12 protein-coding genes and 1 pseudogene are annotated in these 18,417 nt (G+C 66.9%); 7 read left to right on the top strand and 6 right to left on the bottom strand.

Annotated features, from left to right (window positions below):
* Positions 1-377: 377 nt before the first annotated feature.
* The 4 genes from Q1L50_RS13100 to aceE all read right to left on the bottom strand — a co-directional run bounded on the left by Q1L50_RS13100 (position 378) and on the right by aceE (position 7,295).
* Complete coding sequence (locus tag Q1L50_RS13100) at positions 378-998, bottom strand: glutathione S-transferase family protein (RefSeq protein WP_300339442.1); 621 nt, start codon at positions 996-998, stop codon at positions 378-380.
* 194 nt (positions 999-1,192) lie between these two features.
* Positions 1,193-2,935, bottom strand: a complete 1,743-nt coding sequence (gene lpdA, locus Q1L50_RS13095) for a dihydrolipoyl dehydrogenase (protein ID WP_300339440.1) — start codon at positions 2,933-2,935, stop codon at positions 1,193-1,195.
* Between the two features lie 13 nt (positions 2,936-2,948).
* Complete coding sequence (gene aceF / locus Q1L50_RS13090) at positions 2,949-4,589, bottom strand: dihydrolipoyllysine-residue acetyltransferase (RefSeq protein WP_300339438.1); 1,641 nt, start codon at positions 4,587-4,589, stop codon at positions 2,949-2,951.
* A gap of 12 nt (positions 4,590-4,601) precedes the next feature.
* Complete coding sequence (aceE, locus tag Q1L50_RS13085) at positions 4,602-7,295, bottom strand: pyruvate dehydrogenase (acetyl-transferring), homodimeric type (protein WP_300339436.1); 2,694 nt, start codon at positions 7,293-7,295, stop codon at positions 4,602-4,604.
* A 41-nt stretch (positions 7,296-7,336) separates the two neighbouring features.
* Here aceE and Q1L50_RS13080 point away from each other — a divergent pair, with 41 nt between their 5' ends.
* The 7 genes and pseudogenes from Q1L50_RS13080 (at position 7,337) to Q1L50_RS13050 (ending at position 12,357) form a co-directional block, all read left to right on the top strand.
* Positions 7,337-7,663: a hypothetical protein gene (locus Q1L50_RS13080; RefSeq protein ID WP_300339446.1), complete on the top strand. Its 327-nt coding sequence runs from the start codon at positions 7,337-7,339 to the stop codon at positions 7,661-7,663.
* A pseudogene (locus Q1L50_RS13075) lies at positions 7,606-8,285 on the top strand (thiamine pyrophosphate-dependent enzyme); the annotation flags it as partial. The gene Q1L50_RS13080 and the pseudogene Q1L50_RS13075, both read left to right, overlap by 58 nt.
* Complete coding sequence (locus Q1L50_RS13070) at positions 8,265-8,543, top strand: 2-oxoacid:acceptor oxidoreductase family protein (RefSeq protein ID WP_300339445.1); 279 nt, start codon at positions 8,265-8,267, stop codon at positions 8,541-8,543. The pseudogene Q1L50_RS13075 and the gene Q1L50_RS13070, both read left to right, overlap by 21 nt.
* A 108-nt stretch (positions 8,544-8,651) precedes the next feature.
* Positions 8,652-9,503, top strand: coding sequence for a bifunctional methylenetetrahydrofolate dehydrogenase/methenyltetrahydrofolate cyclohydrolase FolD (gene folD / locus Q1L50_RS13065; RefSeq protein WP_300339434.1), 852 nt, complete (start codon positions 8,652-8,654; stop codon positions 9,501-9,503).
* Complete coding sequence (gene purE / locus Q1L50_RS13060; protein WP_300339432.1) at positions 9,503-10,000, top strand: 5-(carboxyamino)imidazole ribonucleotide mutase; 498 nt, start codon at positions 9,503-9,505, stop codon at positions 9,998-10,000. The genes folD and purE overlap by 1 nt, the downstream gene beginning before the upstream one ends.
* A gap of 121 nt (positions 10,001-10,121) precedes the next feature.
* Positions 10,122-11,279 carry a 5-(carboxyamino)imidazole ribonucleotide synthase gene (locus Q1L50_RS13055; protein ID WP_300339430.1) on the top strand — a complete coding sequence of 386 codons (1,158 nt, stop codon included), beginning with the start codon at positions 10,122-10,124 and terminating at the stop codon, positions 11,277-11,279.
* Entirely contained in the window at positions 11,269-12,357 is a 1,089-nt protein-coding gene (locus tag Q1L50_RS13050; protein ID WP_300339428.1) for an L-threonylcarbamoyladenylate synthase, read from the top strand. Before Q1L50_RS13055 ends, Q1L50_RS13050 begins: the two co-directional genes overlap by 11 nt.
* On the opposite strand, the gene Q1L50_RS13045 is transcribed toward Q1L50_RS13050, so the two are convergent.
* Both Q1L50_RS13045 and Q1L50_RS13040 read right to left on the bottom strand, forming a co-directional pair.
* Positions 12,354-16,412, bottom strand: a complete 4,059-nt coding sequence (locus Q1L50_RS13045) for a translocation/assembly module TamB domain-containing protein (protein WP_300339426.1) — start codon at positions 16,410-16,412, stop codon at positions 12,354-12,356. The two genes, Q1L50_RS13050 and Q1L50_RS13045, sit on opposite strands and share 4 nt — an antisense overlap.
* Positions 16,409-18,145 (bottom strand): autotransporter assembly complex family protein, encoded by a 1,737-nt coding sequence (locus tag Q1L50_RS13040; RefSeq protein WP_300339425.1) that lies wholly within the window; start codon positions 18,143-18,145, stop codon positions 16,409-16,411. The genes Q1L50_RS13045 and Q1L50_RS13040 overlap by 4 nt, the downstream gene beginning before the upstream one ends.
* Positions 18,146-18,417 lie beyond the last annotated feature (272 nt).

Raw genomic sequence — 18,417 nt, 5'->3', positions numbered from 1 at the left:
TCTACGACAGCACCTCCGGTGCGCTGTACTACGATGCTGCCGGCACCGGCGGCGCCGCCGCGGTGCAGTTCGCCACGCTGAGCAGCGGCCTGGCGCTGAGCAACGCGGACTTCCTGGTGACTTGAGCCTGCGCGACGCAGCTGGTTACCGGGCGGTATCATCGCCCGGGTGGTCGTCGGCCGCCGCGTCTGTCGAGGGCGAGACAGACGCCGCTGACCGGCTCTCCGCCGGCGGTAGTGACGAAGACGCCCCCGAGCTGGCGGACGGCTGAAGACGGTCCGGCACCGGAAGCGGTCGGGACCGCGCGGTCGAGAACGATCTCCTGGACTCGGGTCGATTCCCGCATCAAGCCGGAACCACCGTCCGGCAGCGCGAGATCACGCCAGCTCGGCCTGCGCCCGCGCATACCACGCCTTGAGGTGCGCGCACTCCTCTGGCACGGACTCCTTCACCCAAGCCATGAAATCCACTGCGGCGAGCAGGTCGATATCGGCGAAAGTGAAGTTGTCACCGGCCAGCCAAGCGCCGCGCGCCAGCTTGGCGTCGAGGTCAGGCAGGATGTAGTGCAGCTGCAAGCGCCCGCGCTCGACCATCTCGGCGAGCTGCGGGACATCGTATGGCCCGGCCAGCGCCCGGTTGCGGAAGGCCTCGGCGCTGTTGCGCAGCATGTCGGCGATGGGCATGATCATGGCGGCGAACAAGCGATGATCCCAGCTGACGACCAGGGCTCTTTCCAGGGCGGTGGTCCCGAGCAGGGGTCTGTCGGGGTAGATCTGCTCGAGGTAGGTGCAGATCCCGATCACCTCGCTGAGCACGGTGCCGTCGTCCAGTTTCAGAGCTGGTACCGTCATCTCCGGGTTGATTGCCCGATACTCGTCGGTCAGTTGCTCCGCCTTTCTCAGGTCCACCTGCGCGGTTTCGATCTCGATGCCCTTGTATTTCAGAAACATGCCCAGGCGGCGGGGGTTTGGAGCGCGGTCATAGGTGTACAGTTTCATGGGGCCTCACCGATGGATGGCCTGCGGGATCGTCGATCGGCCGCAAGCCTGGGGGAATGGAAGGCGCGGCACGAGCCAGAAATGGCTGACCGGCCCTTACTTGTGCTGGCGTCGTCAAACCAGCAGCAGAATCGGCACGCCGCCGCGCCCGAAGCGCGGCGGCGTCACCGCCCGAGGCTGGCACCCGACTACTACTACTTTTTCTTCATCGCCGGCAGGTCGGTGCACACGCCCTCGTACACTTCGGCCGCCATCCCCACCGACTCACCGAGCGTCGGATGCGGGTGGATGGTGTGACCGATATCGGCAGCATCGCAGCCCATTTCGACCGCCAGGCAGACTTCGCCGATCAGGTCGCCCGCGTGCGTCCCGACGATGCCGCCCCCGATCACCCGGTGCGACTCTTCGTCGAAGATCAGCTTGGTGAAACCCTCTTCGCGACCGTTGGCCAGCGCACGGCCAGAGGCTGCCCAGGGGAAGACGCTCTTGCCGAACTTGATTCCTTCGGCACGGCACTGGTCCTCGGTCTTGCCGGCCCAGGCGATTTCCGGATCGGTGTAGGCGACCGACGGAATCTGCAAGGCATCGAAACAGCGCTTGCTGCCGCTGGCGGCTTCGGCAGCGACGTGCGCTTCATGCACCGCCTTGTGTGCCAGCATCGGCTGCCCGACCAGATCACCGATGGCGAAGATGTGCTGCACGTTGGTCCGCAGTTGCGCGTCGACCGAAATGAAGCCGCGGTCGCTGACCGCGACCCCGGCCTTGTCGGCAGCGAGCTTGCCACCGTTCGGCGTGCGCCCGACAGCGACCAGCACGAGGTCGAAGCTCTCCTTCTCGTCGTTGCTGTAGGTGACCTCGATCCCATCGGGCCGGGCCGTGGCGGCGACGACGCCGGTGTTGAGCAGCACGCGGTCGAAACGATGGGCGTTCTTCTTCTCCCAGACCTTGACCAGATCACGGTCGGCGCCGGGCATCACGATCGGCCCGAGTTCGACGACGGTGATCCGCGAACCGAGCGCCGAGTACACGGTGGCCATTTCGAGGCCGATGATGCCGGCCCCGACGACCAGCATCCGCTTCGGAATCTGCCGCAACTCCAGAGCCCCGGTCGAGTCGACGACGCGTGGATCTTCGTTGGGCATGAAGGGCAGCGCGATCGCCTGTGAGCCGGCGGCGATGATCGCCTTCTGGAAACGGACAAGCTTGGTGCCGCCGCTGGCGAGCGTCACTTCGACGTGGTTGGGGTCCACGAACTGGCCGACGCCCTGCACGACTTCAACCTTGCGACCCTTGGCCATTCCCGCCAGACCGCCGGTCAGCTTGCCGACGACCTTGCCCTTGTGCGCCCGCAATTTGTCGAGGTCGACGCTGGGCGCGGCGAAACTCACGCCGCAGTCGGCCATGTGCTGCGCCTCCTCCATTACCCCGGCGATATGCAGCAGCGCCTTCGAGGGGATACAGCCAACGTTCAGACAAACGCCGCCGAGCGTCGCGTAACGCTCGACGAGGACCGTCTTCATTCCCAGGTCGGCGCTGCGAAAAGCTGCCGAGTAACCGCCGGGACCGGCACCGAGGACCAGCATCTCGCACTCGATGTCGGCGCTACTGCCGATCGCTGCGGCGGCCTGTGGTGCGCGCGCCGGCGCTGCGGCGGCGGCAACCGCCGGTACAGGTGCTGCTGCCTCCGACGCAGCGCCGGCGGTCTCGATCAGCACTACCACCGCGCCTTCGGAGACCTTGTCGCCCAGTTTGACCCGCACTTCCTTGACGACGCCGGCGACGCTGCTCGGAACATCCATCGTCGCCTTGTCGGATTCGAGGGTGACCAGGGCGTCGTCGACCTTGACCGTGTCGCCCACGGCGACGCACAGGTCGATCACCGGGACGTCGTGATAGTCGCCGATGTCGGGCACTTTCGCTTCAATGATCTGGCTCATGATTTTCTCCCGATCAGAGCAGCACGCGCCGCATGTCGGCGAGCAATTGCGCGACATGGACGTTGAAACGGGTCGCCAGCGCGCCATCGATGACCCGGTGGTCAGCGCTCAAGGACATCGGCAGGATCAGCCGCGGCTCGAACTGACTGCCGTTCCAGACCGGCTTCATCACCGACTTGCTGACGCCGAGGATCGCCACTTCAGGGGCATTGACGATCGGCGAGAAACAGGTGCCGCCGATCCCGCCAACGCTCGAAATGGTGAAGCAGGCACCGGACATGTCGGCCGGTCCGAGTTTGCCATCGCGGGCCTTGCGGGCCAGTTCGCCACTGTCGACGGCGATCTGGAGCACCGATTTCTGGTCGGCGTTCTTGACCACCGGGACGACCAGTCCGTTCGGCGTGTCGGCGGCGAAACCGATGTTGAAATACTGCTTGAACACCAGATTGTCGCCATCGAGCGAGCTGTTGAACTCGGGAAATTTCTTCAGCGCCACGGTGCACGCCTTGATCAGGAAGGCGAGCATGGTGATCTTGACGCCTGATTTCTCGTTCTCCTTGTTCATCGCCACGCGGAAGGCTTCGAGGTCGGTGATGTCGGCGTCTTCGTGGTAGGTGACTGCGGGGATCATCACCCAGTTGCGTGCCAGGTTCTGAGCGGAAATCTTCTTGATTCGCGCCAGTGGCTTGACTTCGACGGCGCCGAACTTGGCGAAGTCGACCTTCGGCCAGGGCAGCAGGTCGAGGCCGCCACCAAGCGAGGCGCCTGCGGCAGCCGCTGCCGGCGGCGCGCTCAGGACCCCTTTAACGTAGGCCGTGACGTCTTCCTTGACGATCCGGCTCTTCGGCCCACTCGGCGTCACGCGAGCGAGATCGACGCCCAGTTCGCGTGCCAGCAGGCGCACCGATGGACTGGCGTGCGTCCTTGAGCCGAGAGGCAGACCGGCGGCAACTGGCGCGGCAGCCGGCGCGGGGACTGGCGCAGGCGCTGCACTGGCCACCGCGGACGCCGCCGGGGCACTGGCGGCGGGTACGGCCGCGGGCGCCGCCGGGGCAGCCGCCAAAGTGCCGGCAGTACTGCTGTCAACCAGAACGACGACCACCCCGGCCGAGACCTTGTCCCCGAGCTTGACCCTGATCTCCCGGATCACCCCGGCCACCGACGATGGAACGTCCATCGTCGCCTTGTCGGATTCCAGGGTCACCAGCGCATCGTCGACCTTCACCGTGTCGCCGACCTTGACGCAGACGTCGATCACCGGCACATCGCTGTAGTCGCCGATGTCCGGCACCACGACCTCGACCGTCCCGCCGCCGCTCGCTGCAGCCGGTGCCGGAGGGGCAGCGGCTGGCGTCGCGGCGGCGGCGACCGGCGCCGCGGCGCTGACCGGAGGCGGTGTCGCGACCGCGCCGGCCGACGCTTCGACGACGACGACGACGGTCCCTTCCGAAATCCTGTCACCAAGCTGCACGCGCACTTCCTTGACCACGCCGGCCGCCGAAGACGGCACGTCCATCGTCGCCTTGTCGGATTCCAGGGTCACCAGCGCGTCATCGACCTTGACCACGTCGCCGACCTTGACGCAGATGTCGATCACCGGCACATCGGTGTAATCGCCGATGTCGGGGACTTTTACTTCGATCACTTGACTCATCAGAGGGCTCCCTTAAACCGTCATCGGGTTGGGTTTGTTCTGGTCGATGCCGTATCTGGCTATCGCCGTGGCGACCGTCTCCCGCTCGATCGTACCTTCATCGGCGAGTGCCTTCAGCGCGGCGACGGTGACCCAGCGACGATCGACTTCGAAGAAGTGGCGCAGCTTCTCGCGGGTGTCCGAACGGCCGAAGCCGTCGGTACCCAGCGTCACGTAGCGACGGTTGATGAAGGGACGAATCTGCTCGGCGAACAGCCGCACGTAATCGGTCGCGGCGACGACCGGACCGCGGGTGTCGGCCAGACAGGTCTCGACGTGCGACAGCCGCTGCTTTTCGGTCGGATTCAGCATGTTCCAGCGCTGCACGTCGTTGCCGTTGCGTGCCAGTTCGCCAAAGCCCGGGCAGCCCCACAGGTCGGCATCGACGCCCCAGTCGTTCTTGAGCAGTTCGGCGGCGGCGATGACTTCGCGGAAGATCGTTCCGGAACCGAGCAACTGGACGCGTGGCGCCGCCGGCTTGCTTTCCGACGACTGACCGCGGCGCAGCAGGTACATGCCCTTGAGGATGTCGGCCCCGGCTCCTTCCGGCATTTCCGGATGCTCGTAGTTCTCGTTCATCACGGTGATGTAGTAGAAGACATCCTCCTGCTCCTGGCACATCCGGCGCAGGCCCTCGCGCATCACCACCGCGACTTCGAACGAGAAGGTCGGGTCATAGCTGATGCAGTTCGGAATCAGACCGGAGAGGATCAGCGAATGACCGTCCTCGTGCTGCAGACCTTCGCCGTTCAGCGTCGTCCGGCCGGCGGTACCACCGATCAGGAAACCGCGCGCCCGCTGGTCGCCAGCCGCCCAGCAGAGGTCCATGACCCGCTGGAATCCGAACATCGAATAGCAGATGTAGAACGGGATCATCTGCACGCCATGCACCGAATACGAGGTAGCGGCGGCAATCCAGTCGCTCATCGCGCCGGCTTCGTTGATCCCTTCCTGCAATACCTGGCCGTCGATCGACTCCTTGTAGAACATCAGCTGGTCATGGTCTTCGGGGACGTACTTCTGCCCTTGCTGATTCCAGATCCCGATCTGCCGGAACAGACCTTCCATGCCGAACGTGCGTGATTCGTCGGGTACGATCGGGACCACGTGCCGGCCGATCTTCTTGTCCTTGAGCAGGATGTTCAGGAAGCGGACGATGGACATCGTGGTCGACACCTCGCGCCCCTCACCCGACGCCTTGAGCAGCGCGTCAAACACTGAAAGAGCGGGAATCTCCAGCGCCGGTGCGGTGCGCCGACGCTTCGGCAGGTAGCCACCGAGGTCCATCCGCCGCTGCCGCATGTAGGTCAGCTCGGGCGAGCCTTCCTCGAACTTCAGGTACGGCAGCTCCTTGAGCTGATTGTCGGCGACCGGCAGGTTGAAGCGGTCGCGGAAGCGCTTGATCGCTTCGTAGTCGAGCTTCTTCTGCTGGTGCGAGATATTCATCGCCTCGCCGGCCTGGCCCATGCCGAAGCCCTTGATGGTCTTGGCCAGGATCAGCGTCGGCTGTCCCTGGTGTTCGACGGCGCTCTTGTAGGCGCTGAAGATCTTGAAGATGTCGTGGCCGCCACGGTTCAGCCCCCAGACCTGTTCGTCGGTCCAGTCGGCGACCAGTTCCCTGAGCTCCGGGGTATTGAAGAAGTGCTCGCGAACGTAGGCGCCGTCCTTGGCCTTGAAGGTCTGGTACTCGCCGTCGACGGCGTCCATCATGCGCTGCTTGAGGATGCCCTTCTTGTCGCGCAGCAGGAGCGTGTCCCATTGCGTTCCCCATACCAGCTTGATGACGTTCCAGCCGGCGCCGCGGAAAGTGCCTTCGAGTTCCTGGATGATCTTGCCGTTGCCGCGTACCGGCCCGTCGAGACGCTGCAGGTTGCAGTTGATGACGAAGATCAGGTTGTCGAGATTCTCGCGCGCAGCCATGCCGATGGCGCCCAGCGACTCGACTTCGTCGGTCTCGCCGTCGCCCAGGAAAGCCCAGACCTTGCGGTCGCCGGCGTCGATGAAACCGCGGCTGTCGAGGTACTTCATGAAGCGTGCCTGGTAGATCGCCTGGATCGGGCCGAGACCCATCGAGACGGTCGGGAATTGCCAGAAATCGGGCATCAGCCAGGGATGCGGGTACGACGAAATTCCCTTGCCGTCAACTTCCTGGCGGAAGCAGTCCATCTGCTCGTCGGTCAGGCGGCCGAGCAGGTGCGCACGAGCGTAAACGCCCGGTACCGAGTGGCCCTGGAAGAAGATCAGGTCGCCACCGTGTTGTTCGGAAGGTGCGTGCCAGAACCACGAGAAGCCGACGTCGTAGAGCGCCGCTGCCGAGGCAAACGAAGCGATATGACCACCGACGTTGCTGTCCCGGTTGGCGCGCACGACCATCGCCATCGCGTTCCAGCGGATGTAGTTGTGAATCTTGATTTCCAGATCGGCGTTGCCCGGATACTTGGGCTGCTGGTCGACCGGAATGGTGTTGACGTACTCGGTAGTGGCGCTGTACGGAATATCGATCCCCGCTTGCCGCGCCTGCGAAATCAGGCCGTCGATCAGGTAGTGGGCACGCTCCGCGCCCTCCCGGTCGATCACGCCGCTCAGTGCGTCTTGCCATTCCTGGGTCTCTTGCGGGTCCGCATCGGTGATGCCGGCCGACAGCGCGTTTTCGGGCAGAGCTGCCATGAACTTGTCTCCTGGTCTGCAGAATCATGAAATGAAGGTGTGTGCTGCGCGCCAAACTGGACGGCAGCAGCGAGGGTAATACGTTGCGTGGCATGATGGTACCGCAGCGCAACAAAGATCGCTTCCCGCATTGTAAAACAGCTTTTTATATCGTGCAATTTGCCATCGCAACACGGCCGGTGGTGGCGCTGCCGGCACCCTCGATAGACCAGTGCTCGCGCAGGAAGTTGATCCGGGTCAACGTGAAAACAGGACCGAGCCGCCAACTTCAACGTTCTGTCATGGATTTTCCATCGTCCCGGGAGACCCGATGCGCGCAGAAGCAGCCCTGTCCGAACGCCCCGCGACAGGACCCAGCCGGCTGCTGATGTCTGGCAACGAGGCCGTGGCGCGCGCCGTGTGGGAAGCCGGCGACCGAGATGCTCGAATGCGTCGCCACGTATCCCGGGATCTACGCCGAACGGTCGGGCAACGAGAAGGTTTCGCTCGAGGTCGCTTTCGGTGCTTCGATGGCCGGCTCACGCAGCTTCTGCGCGATGAAGCACGTCGGCATGAACCTCGCCTCCGACGCCCTGATGACCATGACCCTGACCGGCGATCGCCCGGCTGCTCGGCGAGCCAGCGCCGGCGGCGGCCGCAGCGACGCCGCTGCAGGTCTTTCCGCGACCGCCGACGATGTGCGTCGCCTGCCCGCATCTGGGCGTAGATTTCACGCTCTCGCAACTGCGCAAACTGACCATCTCAGGAGATATCGGCGGCTACACGCTGGGCTTCGGACAGCCGTGGCACGTGCTCGACGCGTGCATCTCGATGGGTGCCTCGATGGGCATGGCCCTGCGTCTCGACAAGGGCCGCAGCGACACCGAGCAGAACCATGAGATCGTCGCCGTGATCGGCGATTCGACCTTCCTGCTCATGGGCATGCAGGGCCTGCTGGACATCGTCCACAACCGCGGCAACGTCACCGTCCTGCTGCTCGACAACCGCGCCGCCGGTACGCGGGCGTACTCCTTCGACGCGTCGACCATCGCCCAGCAACCCGGTGACATCCGCCTGGGCAACACGGTGATGCTCGGCGCCATTTCGGACCACCTGTCGTTCCCGGCCGAGGTCCTTGAACGCTGCGCCCTGAAACGCTTCGCGAGCAAAAAAGCCGAGCTCATCGAGCTCAAACGGCGGGCCTTCGCCGCTGGCCAGGCAGCCGCCGAAGACGCCGCGAAGGCGGAAGCAACAGCCGACGCACGCTGATTTGCGATAGAATCGCGCTCCTTCGCTGATCGTTGCGAAGAGGCGACGGCAGCGGCATTGCCTCGCTTTCGCTCCCATTTCCTACCGGCCAATCCAGGAACAGCCAAGATGACGGCAAGAATTCTCGACGGCAACGTGCTGGCGCAGAAACTGCGCGCCGATTTCAAGAATCGCGCCGAAGCACTCGCCGCCCGCGGCACCCGCCCCGGCCTGGCGGTCATTCTGGTCGGCGAAGACGCCGCGTCGCAGGTCTACGTACGCAACAAGGTGAATGCCTGTGCGCAGGCCGGTTTTCACTCCGAGAAAATCGTCTATCCGCCGGACGTCGAACCACGGCTGGTTCTCGACAGGATCGCCGAACTCAACGCCGATCCGAAGATCAATGGCATCCTCGTCCAGTTGCCGCTGCCCAGGCACTTCGACAGCGACGCCGTGCTCAAGGCAATCGCCCCGGAAAAGGACGTCGACGGCTTTCACGCCGAAAACGTCGGCGCGCTGATGCAGGGCAACCCACGCTTCATTCCGTGCACGCCCTACGGCGTGATGAAGTTCCTGGCCGACGCCGGGATCGATCCGAAGGGCCAGGAGGCAGTCGTCCTGGGGCGCTCGAACATCGTCGGCAAGCCAATGGCGATGCTGCTGATGCAGGCCAGCGCGACGGTCACCATCTGCCATTCGCAGACCCGCGACCTGCTGTTTCACACCCGACGTGCCGACATCCTGGTCGCCGCGCTCGGCCGCGCACGCTTCGTCACCGCCGAGATGGTCAAGCCCGGTGCGGTGGTGATCGACGTCGGGATCAACCGCCTGCCCGACGGCAGACTCTGCGGCGACGTCGATTTCGGGCCGGTCAGCGAAGTCGCCTCGGCAATCACGCCGGTCCCTGGCGGCGTCGGACCGATGACCATCACCATGCTGCTGGCCAACACGCTCGAAGCGGCCGAACGCGAGGTCCGCTGATGGCGCACCCCGAGCCGCTGGTAGGCGTTGTCATGGGCTCCGATTCCGACTGGCCGACGATGCAGGCCGCGGCGGTGATGCTCAAGGAGTTCGGCGTTCCCTTCGAGGCGCGCGTTGTCTCGGCGCATCGCACTCCGGACCTGCTCTTCGAGTACGCGGCGACCGCCGGCGAACGCGGGCTGAAGGCGATCATCGCCGGCGCTGGCGGCGCCGCGCATCTGCCCGGAATGCTGGCGGCCAAGACCACCCTGCCGGTACTCGGCGTACCCGTCCAGTCAAGAGCACTGTCGGGTCAGGATTCGCTGCTGTCGATCGTCCAGATGCCGAAAGGGATTCCGGTCGCCACCTTCGCCATTGGCGAGGCCGGCGCCGCCAACGCCGCCCTGTTTGCGGTCGCCATGCTGGCCACCGGCAACGCCGCGCTGGCGCAACGCCTCGTTCAATTCCGGCGGGCCCAGGCGGACAAGGTGATGGCCATGAAACTGCCGGAAGTGTGACCGCCAGCCTTGACTACCAGCCTCCCCGAAGCGCGGCGCCGGCCTGCGGCCCGCGCCTGCACCGCGCTGAACCGGCGGTGTCCGTGACCGGGCGGCGGCGCCGCGCCGGTCGCTGACGACGATGATTCTTCCGCCAGCGACTCTCGGCATGCTCGGCGGTGGCCAGCTTGGCCGCTACTTCGTCGGCGCCGCGCACGAACTGGGTTACCTGGTGTGGGTCCTCGACCCCGACCCGCATAGCCCCGCCGGACTGATCGCCGACCGCCATCTGCGGGCCACTTACGAGGACTACGCGGCGCTCGACGAACTGGCGCAGGGCTGTGCGGCGATCAGCACCGAGTTCGAGAACGTGCCAGCGGGAACGCTCGACTATCTGGCCAAGTTCGTGGTCGTGCGCCCGTCGGCCGCGGCGGTCAGCGTCTGCCAGAACCGCATCGCCGAAAAGAACTTCCTGCGCCAAAACGGCCTGCCAGTCGCCGATTTTGCCGCGGTGCACGGCGAGCAGGACCTGCGCGAAGCATCTGCCGGCCTTTTCCCGGGAATCCTGAAAGTCGCGCGTTTCGGCTACGACGGCAAGGGGCAAGCGGTGGTCGGCAGCGCCGAGCAGGCGGTCGCCGCTTTCCAGCAGTTCAAGGGCGAGACCTGCGTCCTCGAACGGCAACTCGAACTCCGCTGCGAACTGTCGGTGGTCCTGGCCCGTGACGAGAATGGCCTGGTCGTGAGCTTTCCAGGCGCCGAGAACAGCCACCGCAAGGGCATCCTCGACGTTTCGCTGGTGCCGCCGCGGGCCCCCGACGCGCTGCGCGCCAGGGCCGCCGAACTGGCCGGGCGGATCGCCGATCGCCTCGGCTACATCGGCACGCTGGCAGTCGAGTTCTTTGTCGTTGGCGGCGAACTGGTGGTCAACGAAATGGCCCCCCGCCCGCACAACAGCGGCCACTACACGCTCGACGCCTGCCTGACCAGCCAGTACGAGCAACAGGTCCGCGCCCTTTGCGGCCTGCCGCTCGGCGACCCGCGCGCGCACTCGGCGGCGGCGATGGTCAACCTGCTCGGCGACCTCTGGTACGAAAACGGCCCTGCCGGCCAGCGCTACCGCGAGCCGGACTGGGCGCAACTGTATCGCTTTCCCGGCCTCAAGCTGCACCTCTATGGCAAGCACCACGCCCGGCACGGCCGCAAGATGGGCCACTTCACGGTGCTCGACGCCGACCCGGAAAGAGCCCGCGAACTGGCCATGGCGGCGCGTGCCGCGATCGGCATCGTCGATGCGCCCTGAACCGGCGGCGATCGATCGGGCGGTAGCGCTGCTGCAGGCCGGCGAACTGGTCGCCTTCCCGACCGAGACGGTCTATGGTCTGGGCGCCGACGCGGCCAACCCGGCGGCAGTCGGCAGGATTTTCGCAGCCAAGGGGCGGCCCGCCGACCACCCGTTGATCGTCCACCTGGCCGGCGCCGGCTGCCTCGACCGCTGGGCGCGCGACATTCCGGGACGCGCCTGGGAACTCGCCGAAGCCTTCTGGCCGGGACCGCTGACGCTGATTCTCAAGCGCACGCCGGCGGTGCCCACCGCCGTCACCGGCGGTCAGGACAGCGTCGGCCTGCGGGTTCCGGCGCATCCGCTGGCGCTCGACCTGCTGCGCGCCTACGCCGAGGCCGGCGGTGGAGTCGCCGGCATGTGCGGCGTTGCCGCGCCGTCGGCCAACCGCTTCGGGCGGATCAGCCCGACCGAAGCCACGCACGTTCGCGAGGAGTTGGGCGACTCGGTGCCGCTGGTCCTGGACGGCGGCCGTTGCCCGGTCGGCATCGAGTCGACGATTCTCGACCTGACGCGCGACGCAGCGCTGCCGCCACGACTGCTGCGCCCCGGTCGCGTCACGCCGGAGCAGATCGCGGCGGTGATCGGTGTGCTGCCGGAGACGGTGACGCGTTCGTCGGCCGAAGCACCGCCGCGCGTTGCCGGTTCGCTGGCCGCGCACTACGCGCCGAGCACGCCGCTGCGGCTGGTCGCGCCGACCCGCCTTGGCGAGGTCATCGACATCCTGCGCGCTACCGCTCGCCGCTGCGCCGTGCTCCATTACGGCTCCTTGCCGGCAAGCGTCGGCACACCGCACGCGTCGCGCCGGCTGCCAGCCGATCCGCGCGGCTACGCGCGCGCACTCTACGCGGCGCTGCGCGAACTCGATCAAACGGCCGCCGAGCTGATCGTCGTCGAAGAGCTTCCGGCAACGCCGGCGTGGGCGGCGGTTGCCGACCGTCTGCAGCGCGCCGCCGCCGGAGCCGGCATGCAAGCTGCGCCGAGCGGTTTCCCGCGCTGGGCCGCGGTCGCCGCGACCGATCCGGCGACAACCCGCTAGCGACCGAAGCGGTAGGTCCAGAAGAAATCCATGGCGTTGTCGGAACCGGCGCGACCGACCAGATAGAAATTGCGGTTGAGGTGCACCGTCAGCTTGACGACGCTCTCGGCGGTGGTCAGCGATTGATCGTAGCTGATCAGGACGTTGGAAGACAGCTGCTTGCCGACACTGACAATCTGCCCGGTGGTGGTGTTGCTCGATCCGAAGGAGCTGGTACTGGCGATCCGGCTGGTCTCCTGGCGACCCGAGCCGCCGATGGTGCCACTGCTGACCCCCAACTCGTCGATTCCCAGACTGCGCTGCAGCTTGGTCAGCACACCGCCGTCCTGACCGCCGAGGATGGTCTGCGCGGCAGCCAGCAAGGCGGACGAATCGGCGCCCCCACCGGGCTGGTCCGAGGCGTGCCCAAGCACCAGCCACGACAGTTTCTCGGCGTCCGGCACCGGCGGATCGGAGACCAGCCGGACCACCGGCCGCCGGGCGGTACCCGTGACCTCGACACCGGCCTCGACCGGCAGGTTGGTACGCATCGCGCGGATGTTCAGGCCGGGATTGTCGAGCAGTCCCTGGAAGTTGAGGATGCCGCGTTCGATCGCCAGCTTCTGGCCGTAGGCATCGAAGCGGCCGCCAACGGTTCGAATCGAACCGGTCGCCCGCGGCAATCCACCTCCCTCGGAACGCAGCTTCACTTCTCCCGCCAGACGGCTCTCGACGCCGGCACCGCGAAAGCGGAAGTGGCGGCCCAGATCCGCGTCCAGGTTCAGCGACAGCAGCCGCGCCGGTGGCGGAACCTTGGCCTTGCCCGACCCCTGACGCTTGATCACCACATCGTCCGAGAGTTGCGGCGTGCCGCTCTTGGCCAGTTCCCAGTAACCCGCGTCGACCCTGAAACTGCCAAGGACATCGAGCGCTTTCTCGCCCAGCGTCAGCTTCGCGTCGCCGGAGACGAGCATCCACTGTTCCGGGCGCTGCGTCACGCCGAGTCGATCGGCGCGCAAGTTGAGAACGCCATCGGTATGTCCCAGATGCAGCTGGCCACTCGCCTCGACCCGTCCTGGGGTGGCGGTCAGGCTGGCGGCGTCGATGCCGGGATCGAGTACCAGCACGCGTGGCATCGGCTGGAAGTCACTCTCGAATGCGAGCTGCTTGAGAACCAGACGGGTGTCCCCCGCCGTGTCGCCGGTCAATTGCAGCAACAGCTTTCCTCGTTCCAGCCGCATCGCGTGATCCAGCGCGTGCACGACCAGTCCGTCGCCGCGCAGTTCGCCGCCAAGTCGGGGCTGCGCCGGGGTCCCGGCAAGCTGCACCTCGCCGGCCAGGCGGCCTCCGAGTTCCCAGCCGTCGCCAAGCAGTCGCGCCGCCCAGGCCAGGTCCGGAACGTTCAGCTTGAGCTGCCCGCGCCACGGCCCCTGCCGGTTGATCAGCGTGTCCGCCGAACTGGCGGCACTGAACTCACCGGCCACTTCACCGAGCTTCTTGCCGCGCAGCTTGAGCTGCGCATCCAGATGACCATCCCTGGCCAGCAGGCTCGCGCTGCCCTCCTCCAGGCCCAGCGCCAGCGAGCCGATCGACAGATCGCCGCTTTCGCGCCATAGCCGCAGCCGACCGCTGGGCAGCGCCACGGCCGCGCTCTTGCCCTTGCCGGCGACGCCGCTGCTGTTCCCGAGGTCCCACTCGGCGCTGAGGCGCAGCGTCTCGGCCTTCCCCCTGGTCGCTTCCAGGATGGACGCCGACCACTCCGGGAACTCGGCCAGGACCGCCAGCACCGGCAAGCCACGCAGACCGCCGGCGGTCTGCCAGCGCTGCTGCTCGTATGACGCCCGTTCGAGGCGGGCCGACCAGCCGCTGCCGACGAACTCCGCCGGACCGGCGCTGAAGCGCTCGGCAGCGGCCAGCAGAGGCACAGCACCAGCGAGACGAACGAAGGGCTTGCCCTTATCGACCACCGACGACAGCGTCAGCTCGCTCAGCTTGCCGGTCCACACCATGCCACTGGCCGGTGCGTTCAGGCCACCCTCGAACAGCACGCGCAGATCGCGCTGGCCGGGCAAGCCGATCTGGCCGCGCAGGCGGTGCGCGCCGCGTACGCCTTCGGCATCGAGCAGCAGCTTGTGCACCACGGTTCCGCCGTCAGGCAGGTCGAGCCCCGCCAGTTGCAGCTTTCCCGACAGCGCACCCTGCTGGCCGTCGCCGAGGCGGGCGTCGAGGTCCAGCCCACGGATTTCGCCGAAGCCCTTGGCCGCCAGCCGCGTCGAACGCAGATCGGCCGTCAATTCAGGCAGCTTGCTGCTGCCACCGAGAACCAGCGTGCCGTTGAGGTCGCCGCTGATCCCCAGCGGATCGAGTCTGGGCGCGGCGATCGACACCGTCAGCAGGTCGCCACGCGCACCGAAGGCACCTTTGACGGTCAGCCGATTGCCAGCCGCGTCGAGCTCGACGTCGGCCTTGCGCAAGCGCTCGCCGGCGAGATCGATCACACCACTCCCGGACAGCGGCTGCGCACGAAAGCGGCTGTCGTGCAATTGGAAACGCAGCCCGGCGGCCAGCTGCGGCTGACGGCTGCCTTTGGCGTCAAACTCGGCGTTGAGGCGCGCGGCGGGAAGATCGGCGAAACGGCTGGGGTCGAAATTCTCCAGTTTCCCGTGCACCGCGAACCGACCGGCGTCGACCAGCCCGAGCTGGCCGCTGGCGACCAGCCGGGCCTCGCCGGCGGCCAGGCGCAGCGAGTCGACGACGATCTCGGTCGGCTCGATGACGATCCTGGTGTCGATCGCGAACTGTGGATCGCGCAACTCGGCTTCCAGTAACTGGCGATTCAGGCCGACGCTGGCGCGCAGCGACCCGGCGAGCCCGGTGCGGCGCAGGCTGCTGTACAGCGCACTGGCGTCGAGCGCGCTGACCGCCAGGCGCAGCGTCAGTTCGGCGTCGCGCAAGGTGCCACTGCCGCGCAGGCGTCCGCCACCGGACAGACGCAGATCCAGGTCGTTCAGGAGCAGCTGGCCGTCGCTCAGTCGCAGTCCGGCATGCACCGCTTCGAGCGGCAGCAATTGCCGGTCGACGGCGCCAGCGCGCCGATTGACCACCGTCAGTCGCCCGCCAAAGGAATCGGGCGAATCGCCGAGCGGCTGCAACTCGGCGCGCAGCTCGAGGGCCGCCTGCGGCGCGCCCTTGCTCCACGCTGCCGGGTCGATTCCTGAAAGCTCGGCGACCAGTTCGCCGATCGGTTGCGACAGGAACGGTCTGATTCGCGCCGTCACCTGGCCAGCAAAGTTTTCGCCGGCGCTGGCTTCGAGTGGCCGGCCGCTGCCGCGTACGGTCAGTTCTTCGAGCGGCCCTTCGGCCGATAGATCGAAGGCCAGCATGCGACCGGCGGCCTCGCCCTCGATGCTGGCGCTGGCCGCCAGCGCATACGGCTGGTCGCCGGCCAGCGAGGCGTCGGCAGTCACCGCGAGACCGCTGACGCGGGCGCTCAGCGCAGCCAGGCGGTGCACCACCCCGTCACTCGAAATGCTCGCTGCAAGCGCCTCGACGACGGTCGCCGCCTTGCCGTCCGGATGCGCGTGGTCGCCGATCTCGACGCGCCCGAGGCGCAGCCGCTCGATGACCACGGCCAGCGGCAGGCGCAAGCTGTCGGGCACCGGCAGTGGCTCGTTGCTCGGCACGCTGGCTACCCGCAGGCGGGTCGCGGCGATGCCGGTGACCAGCAGCCGGGACTGCAGCAGTTCGGCCGGGCGCCAATCGAACTGCAGGTCTTCGAGCTGGACATCCAGCGTCGCGTCGCGCCAATGGACAGCCCGCAGGCCAAACGACTGGTCCAGCGAGCCCGTCGGTTGCGCGAGCGTCAGTTGCCCGCCGGCGAGTCGTTCGATGCTCCGGCAAACGACCCGAAAGCCGCTCTCGCTGCCAAGCAGCCAGGCTCCTGCGGCCAATAGCGCCAGGACGACGCCGAGCGGGGCGATCCAGCGCCAGTTGCGGCGCCGTGCGCGCGGAGGATCAACGGGCGACGCCGGGGTGGCCTCGCCGACTCGCGGCTGATCCGCTGGCTGCTCGTTCAAAACGGCACCGCCAGCGAAAAATCAAAGCGCACCTGGCCGTCGCGCTGGCCATACGCGAGGTCGAGTCCGAGGGGTCCGACCGGGCTTTTCCAGCGCGCACCCAGACCATAGCCCAATGCCAGGCTGAACGCGTCGCGACTGTCCTGCGCGTCGCCGGCATCGACAAAAACCGCCGCCCCCCAGGAGGGAGTGATCCAGTGCGTGTATTCGGCGCTCATCGTCATCAGGTAGCGGCCGCCGACGACCGCCGAACCTTCGGGGACGCCGAGGCTTTGATAAGCGTAACCGCGCACCGAGTTGCTGCCACCGGTGCGAAACAGGAAATCCTGCGGAATGCCTTGTCGCGAAGGCGCGAAGGTGACGCCCAACTCGCCGCGAAAGAGCAGTCCATCGCTGGCACCGAGCGCCACCCCCTGACTGTAACGGAGATAGGTACGCAGGAAGTTCTGGTCGGACAAGAGCTGTTTGCTGCCACCCCCCAGCTGCAGCTGCAGCGCGATCCCCTGCGCCGGATCCAGCGGCTCCGGCGCGTGCCGCCAGGTCCAGCCGGCCTGCGCCGTCAGCGCCCGATTGGTGGTCGTCGGCGCACCCTGCGGAGTTTGCTTTTCCTCCAGCCAATTGACCCCCAGGCGCTGCTCGACGCTGCCGCGCTGTTGCACGCGCGTTGCACCCACCGAGTAGCTGTCGAGCGCCAGGTTCTCGATGTCGGAACTCTGAACGGCCATGCCCACGCCATCGCGCCGACGGCGCTCGTCCGGCGGAAGGAAAACGTCGGCGTAGGCGGTCTGGCGCAGCTGCTCGATCCGCAGGCCGGTGTTCAGCTCCCAGGCCCGGCCGAGCAAGTCGCTGCTACGGTAACTGGCCTCGACCCGGGCGCCGGTATTGGTACTGTACCCGGCGCCCAGCGACACCTGGTAGGGTGCGCGCTCGCGAACCTGCACGCGCACCGGCGCCGTCACGCGATCGTCGCCCGTCGCTGCCGCGGATTCGCCGGAATCGCGCGAATCGCCCTGCCCGAGCTGCCCGTCGCGGTCCAGCGAGACGATCACCGAACCGAAGTATGGGGTGTCCTGCAAGGCCGTCTGGAAAGCCTGCAGGCGTTCCTCGCGGTAGTCGGAGCCGGGTGTGACGCTGCGGTTGTAGCGCTCGACGAGGTCCGGCGAGTAGCGCTTCAGCCCGCTGATCGTCAGCTCGCCAAAACGGTAGCGCGGACCGGGTTCGACGACCACGCGCAAGTCGACCCGCCGAGCCTCGGGATCGACTTCCGCGGCGCTATCCTGCAGGCGACCGCCCGCGTAGTCGACTGCCAGCAGCTCGGCCAGCAAGGATTGCTTGGCGTCGTCCCAGTCAGCCTGGCGAAAAGGCTTGCCGGTCTTGAGTTTCCAGCCGCTGCGCAGGACTTCCCGGCGCGCCGGTTCGATGGCGCCGGCAAACGCGATAGCGACGCTGCCGACCAGCGAGCGCGGCCCCGGGCGTACCTCGACCAGTAGTTCGCCAGCAGCATCACTGACCACCACCTCCGGCGAGAAGTAGCCCTCGGTAGCCAGCAAGCTGGCGACTTCACGGCGCACCCGGCGCTCGAAGGCCGCCTGCGCCGTGGCGTCGTTGACTTCACCGAGATCAAGGTAGCTGCTGAGTAGTTCGCGCACCTCTTCCGGCGCCTGCAGTTGCGGGACGGCGGCGGAAACCGGGAGGGCAAGCAGCCAGGCAGCAACGGCGAACGGCTTGTGCATGGGGTGTCGAAGCGAGCTTGGCAAGCAGTGAATCCTGAACCTGACCGAAGTGTGGGCCGGCGCGTGATCGCGCGCGACGCCTGCCGGCCGATCTGACGTGCCTGCCGCAGGTCGTATAGGATAAACCCTTTGCGGCCAAGGTCGGCATAATCTGGCGGCAGGCGTGGATGGTGAAACGCGTCGGCCTCGTTCATCCGCAGCGGGTCAATAATGCCATGGCCATCATCGCGAGCCAGTATCGACAACGGTGGGACGCTGCACATGCGCCCCCG

Source organism: Accumulibacter sp. (assembly GCF_029255145.1).
GTDB lineage: Bacteria > Pseudomonadota > Gammaproteobacteria > Burkholderiales > Rhodocyclaceae > Accumulibacter.
The sequence above is the reverse complement of the archived record's forward strand: the minus strand, read 5'-3'. Positions and strand labels throughout refer to the sequence as shown.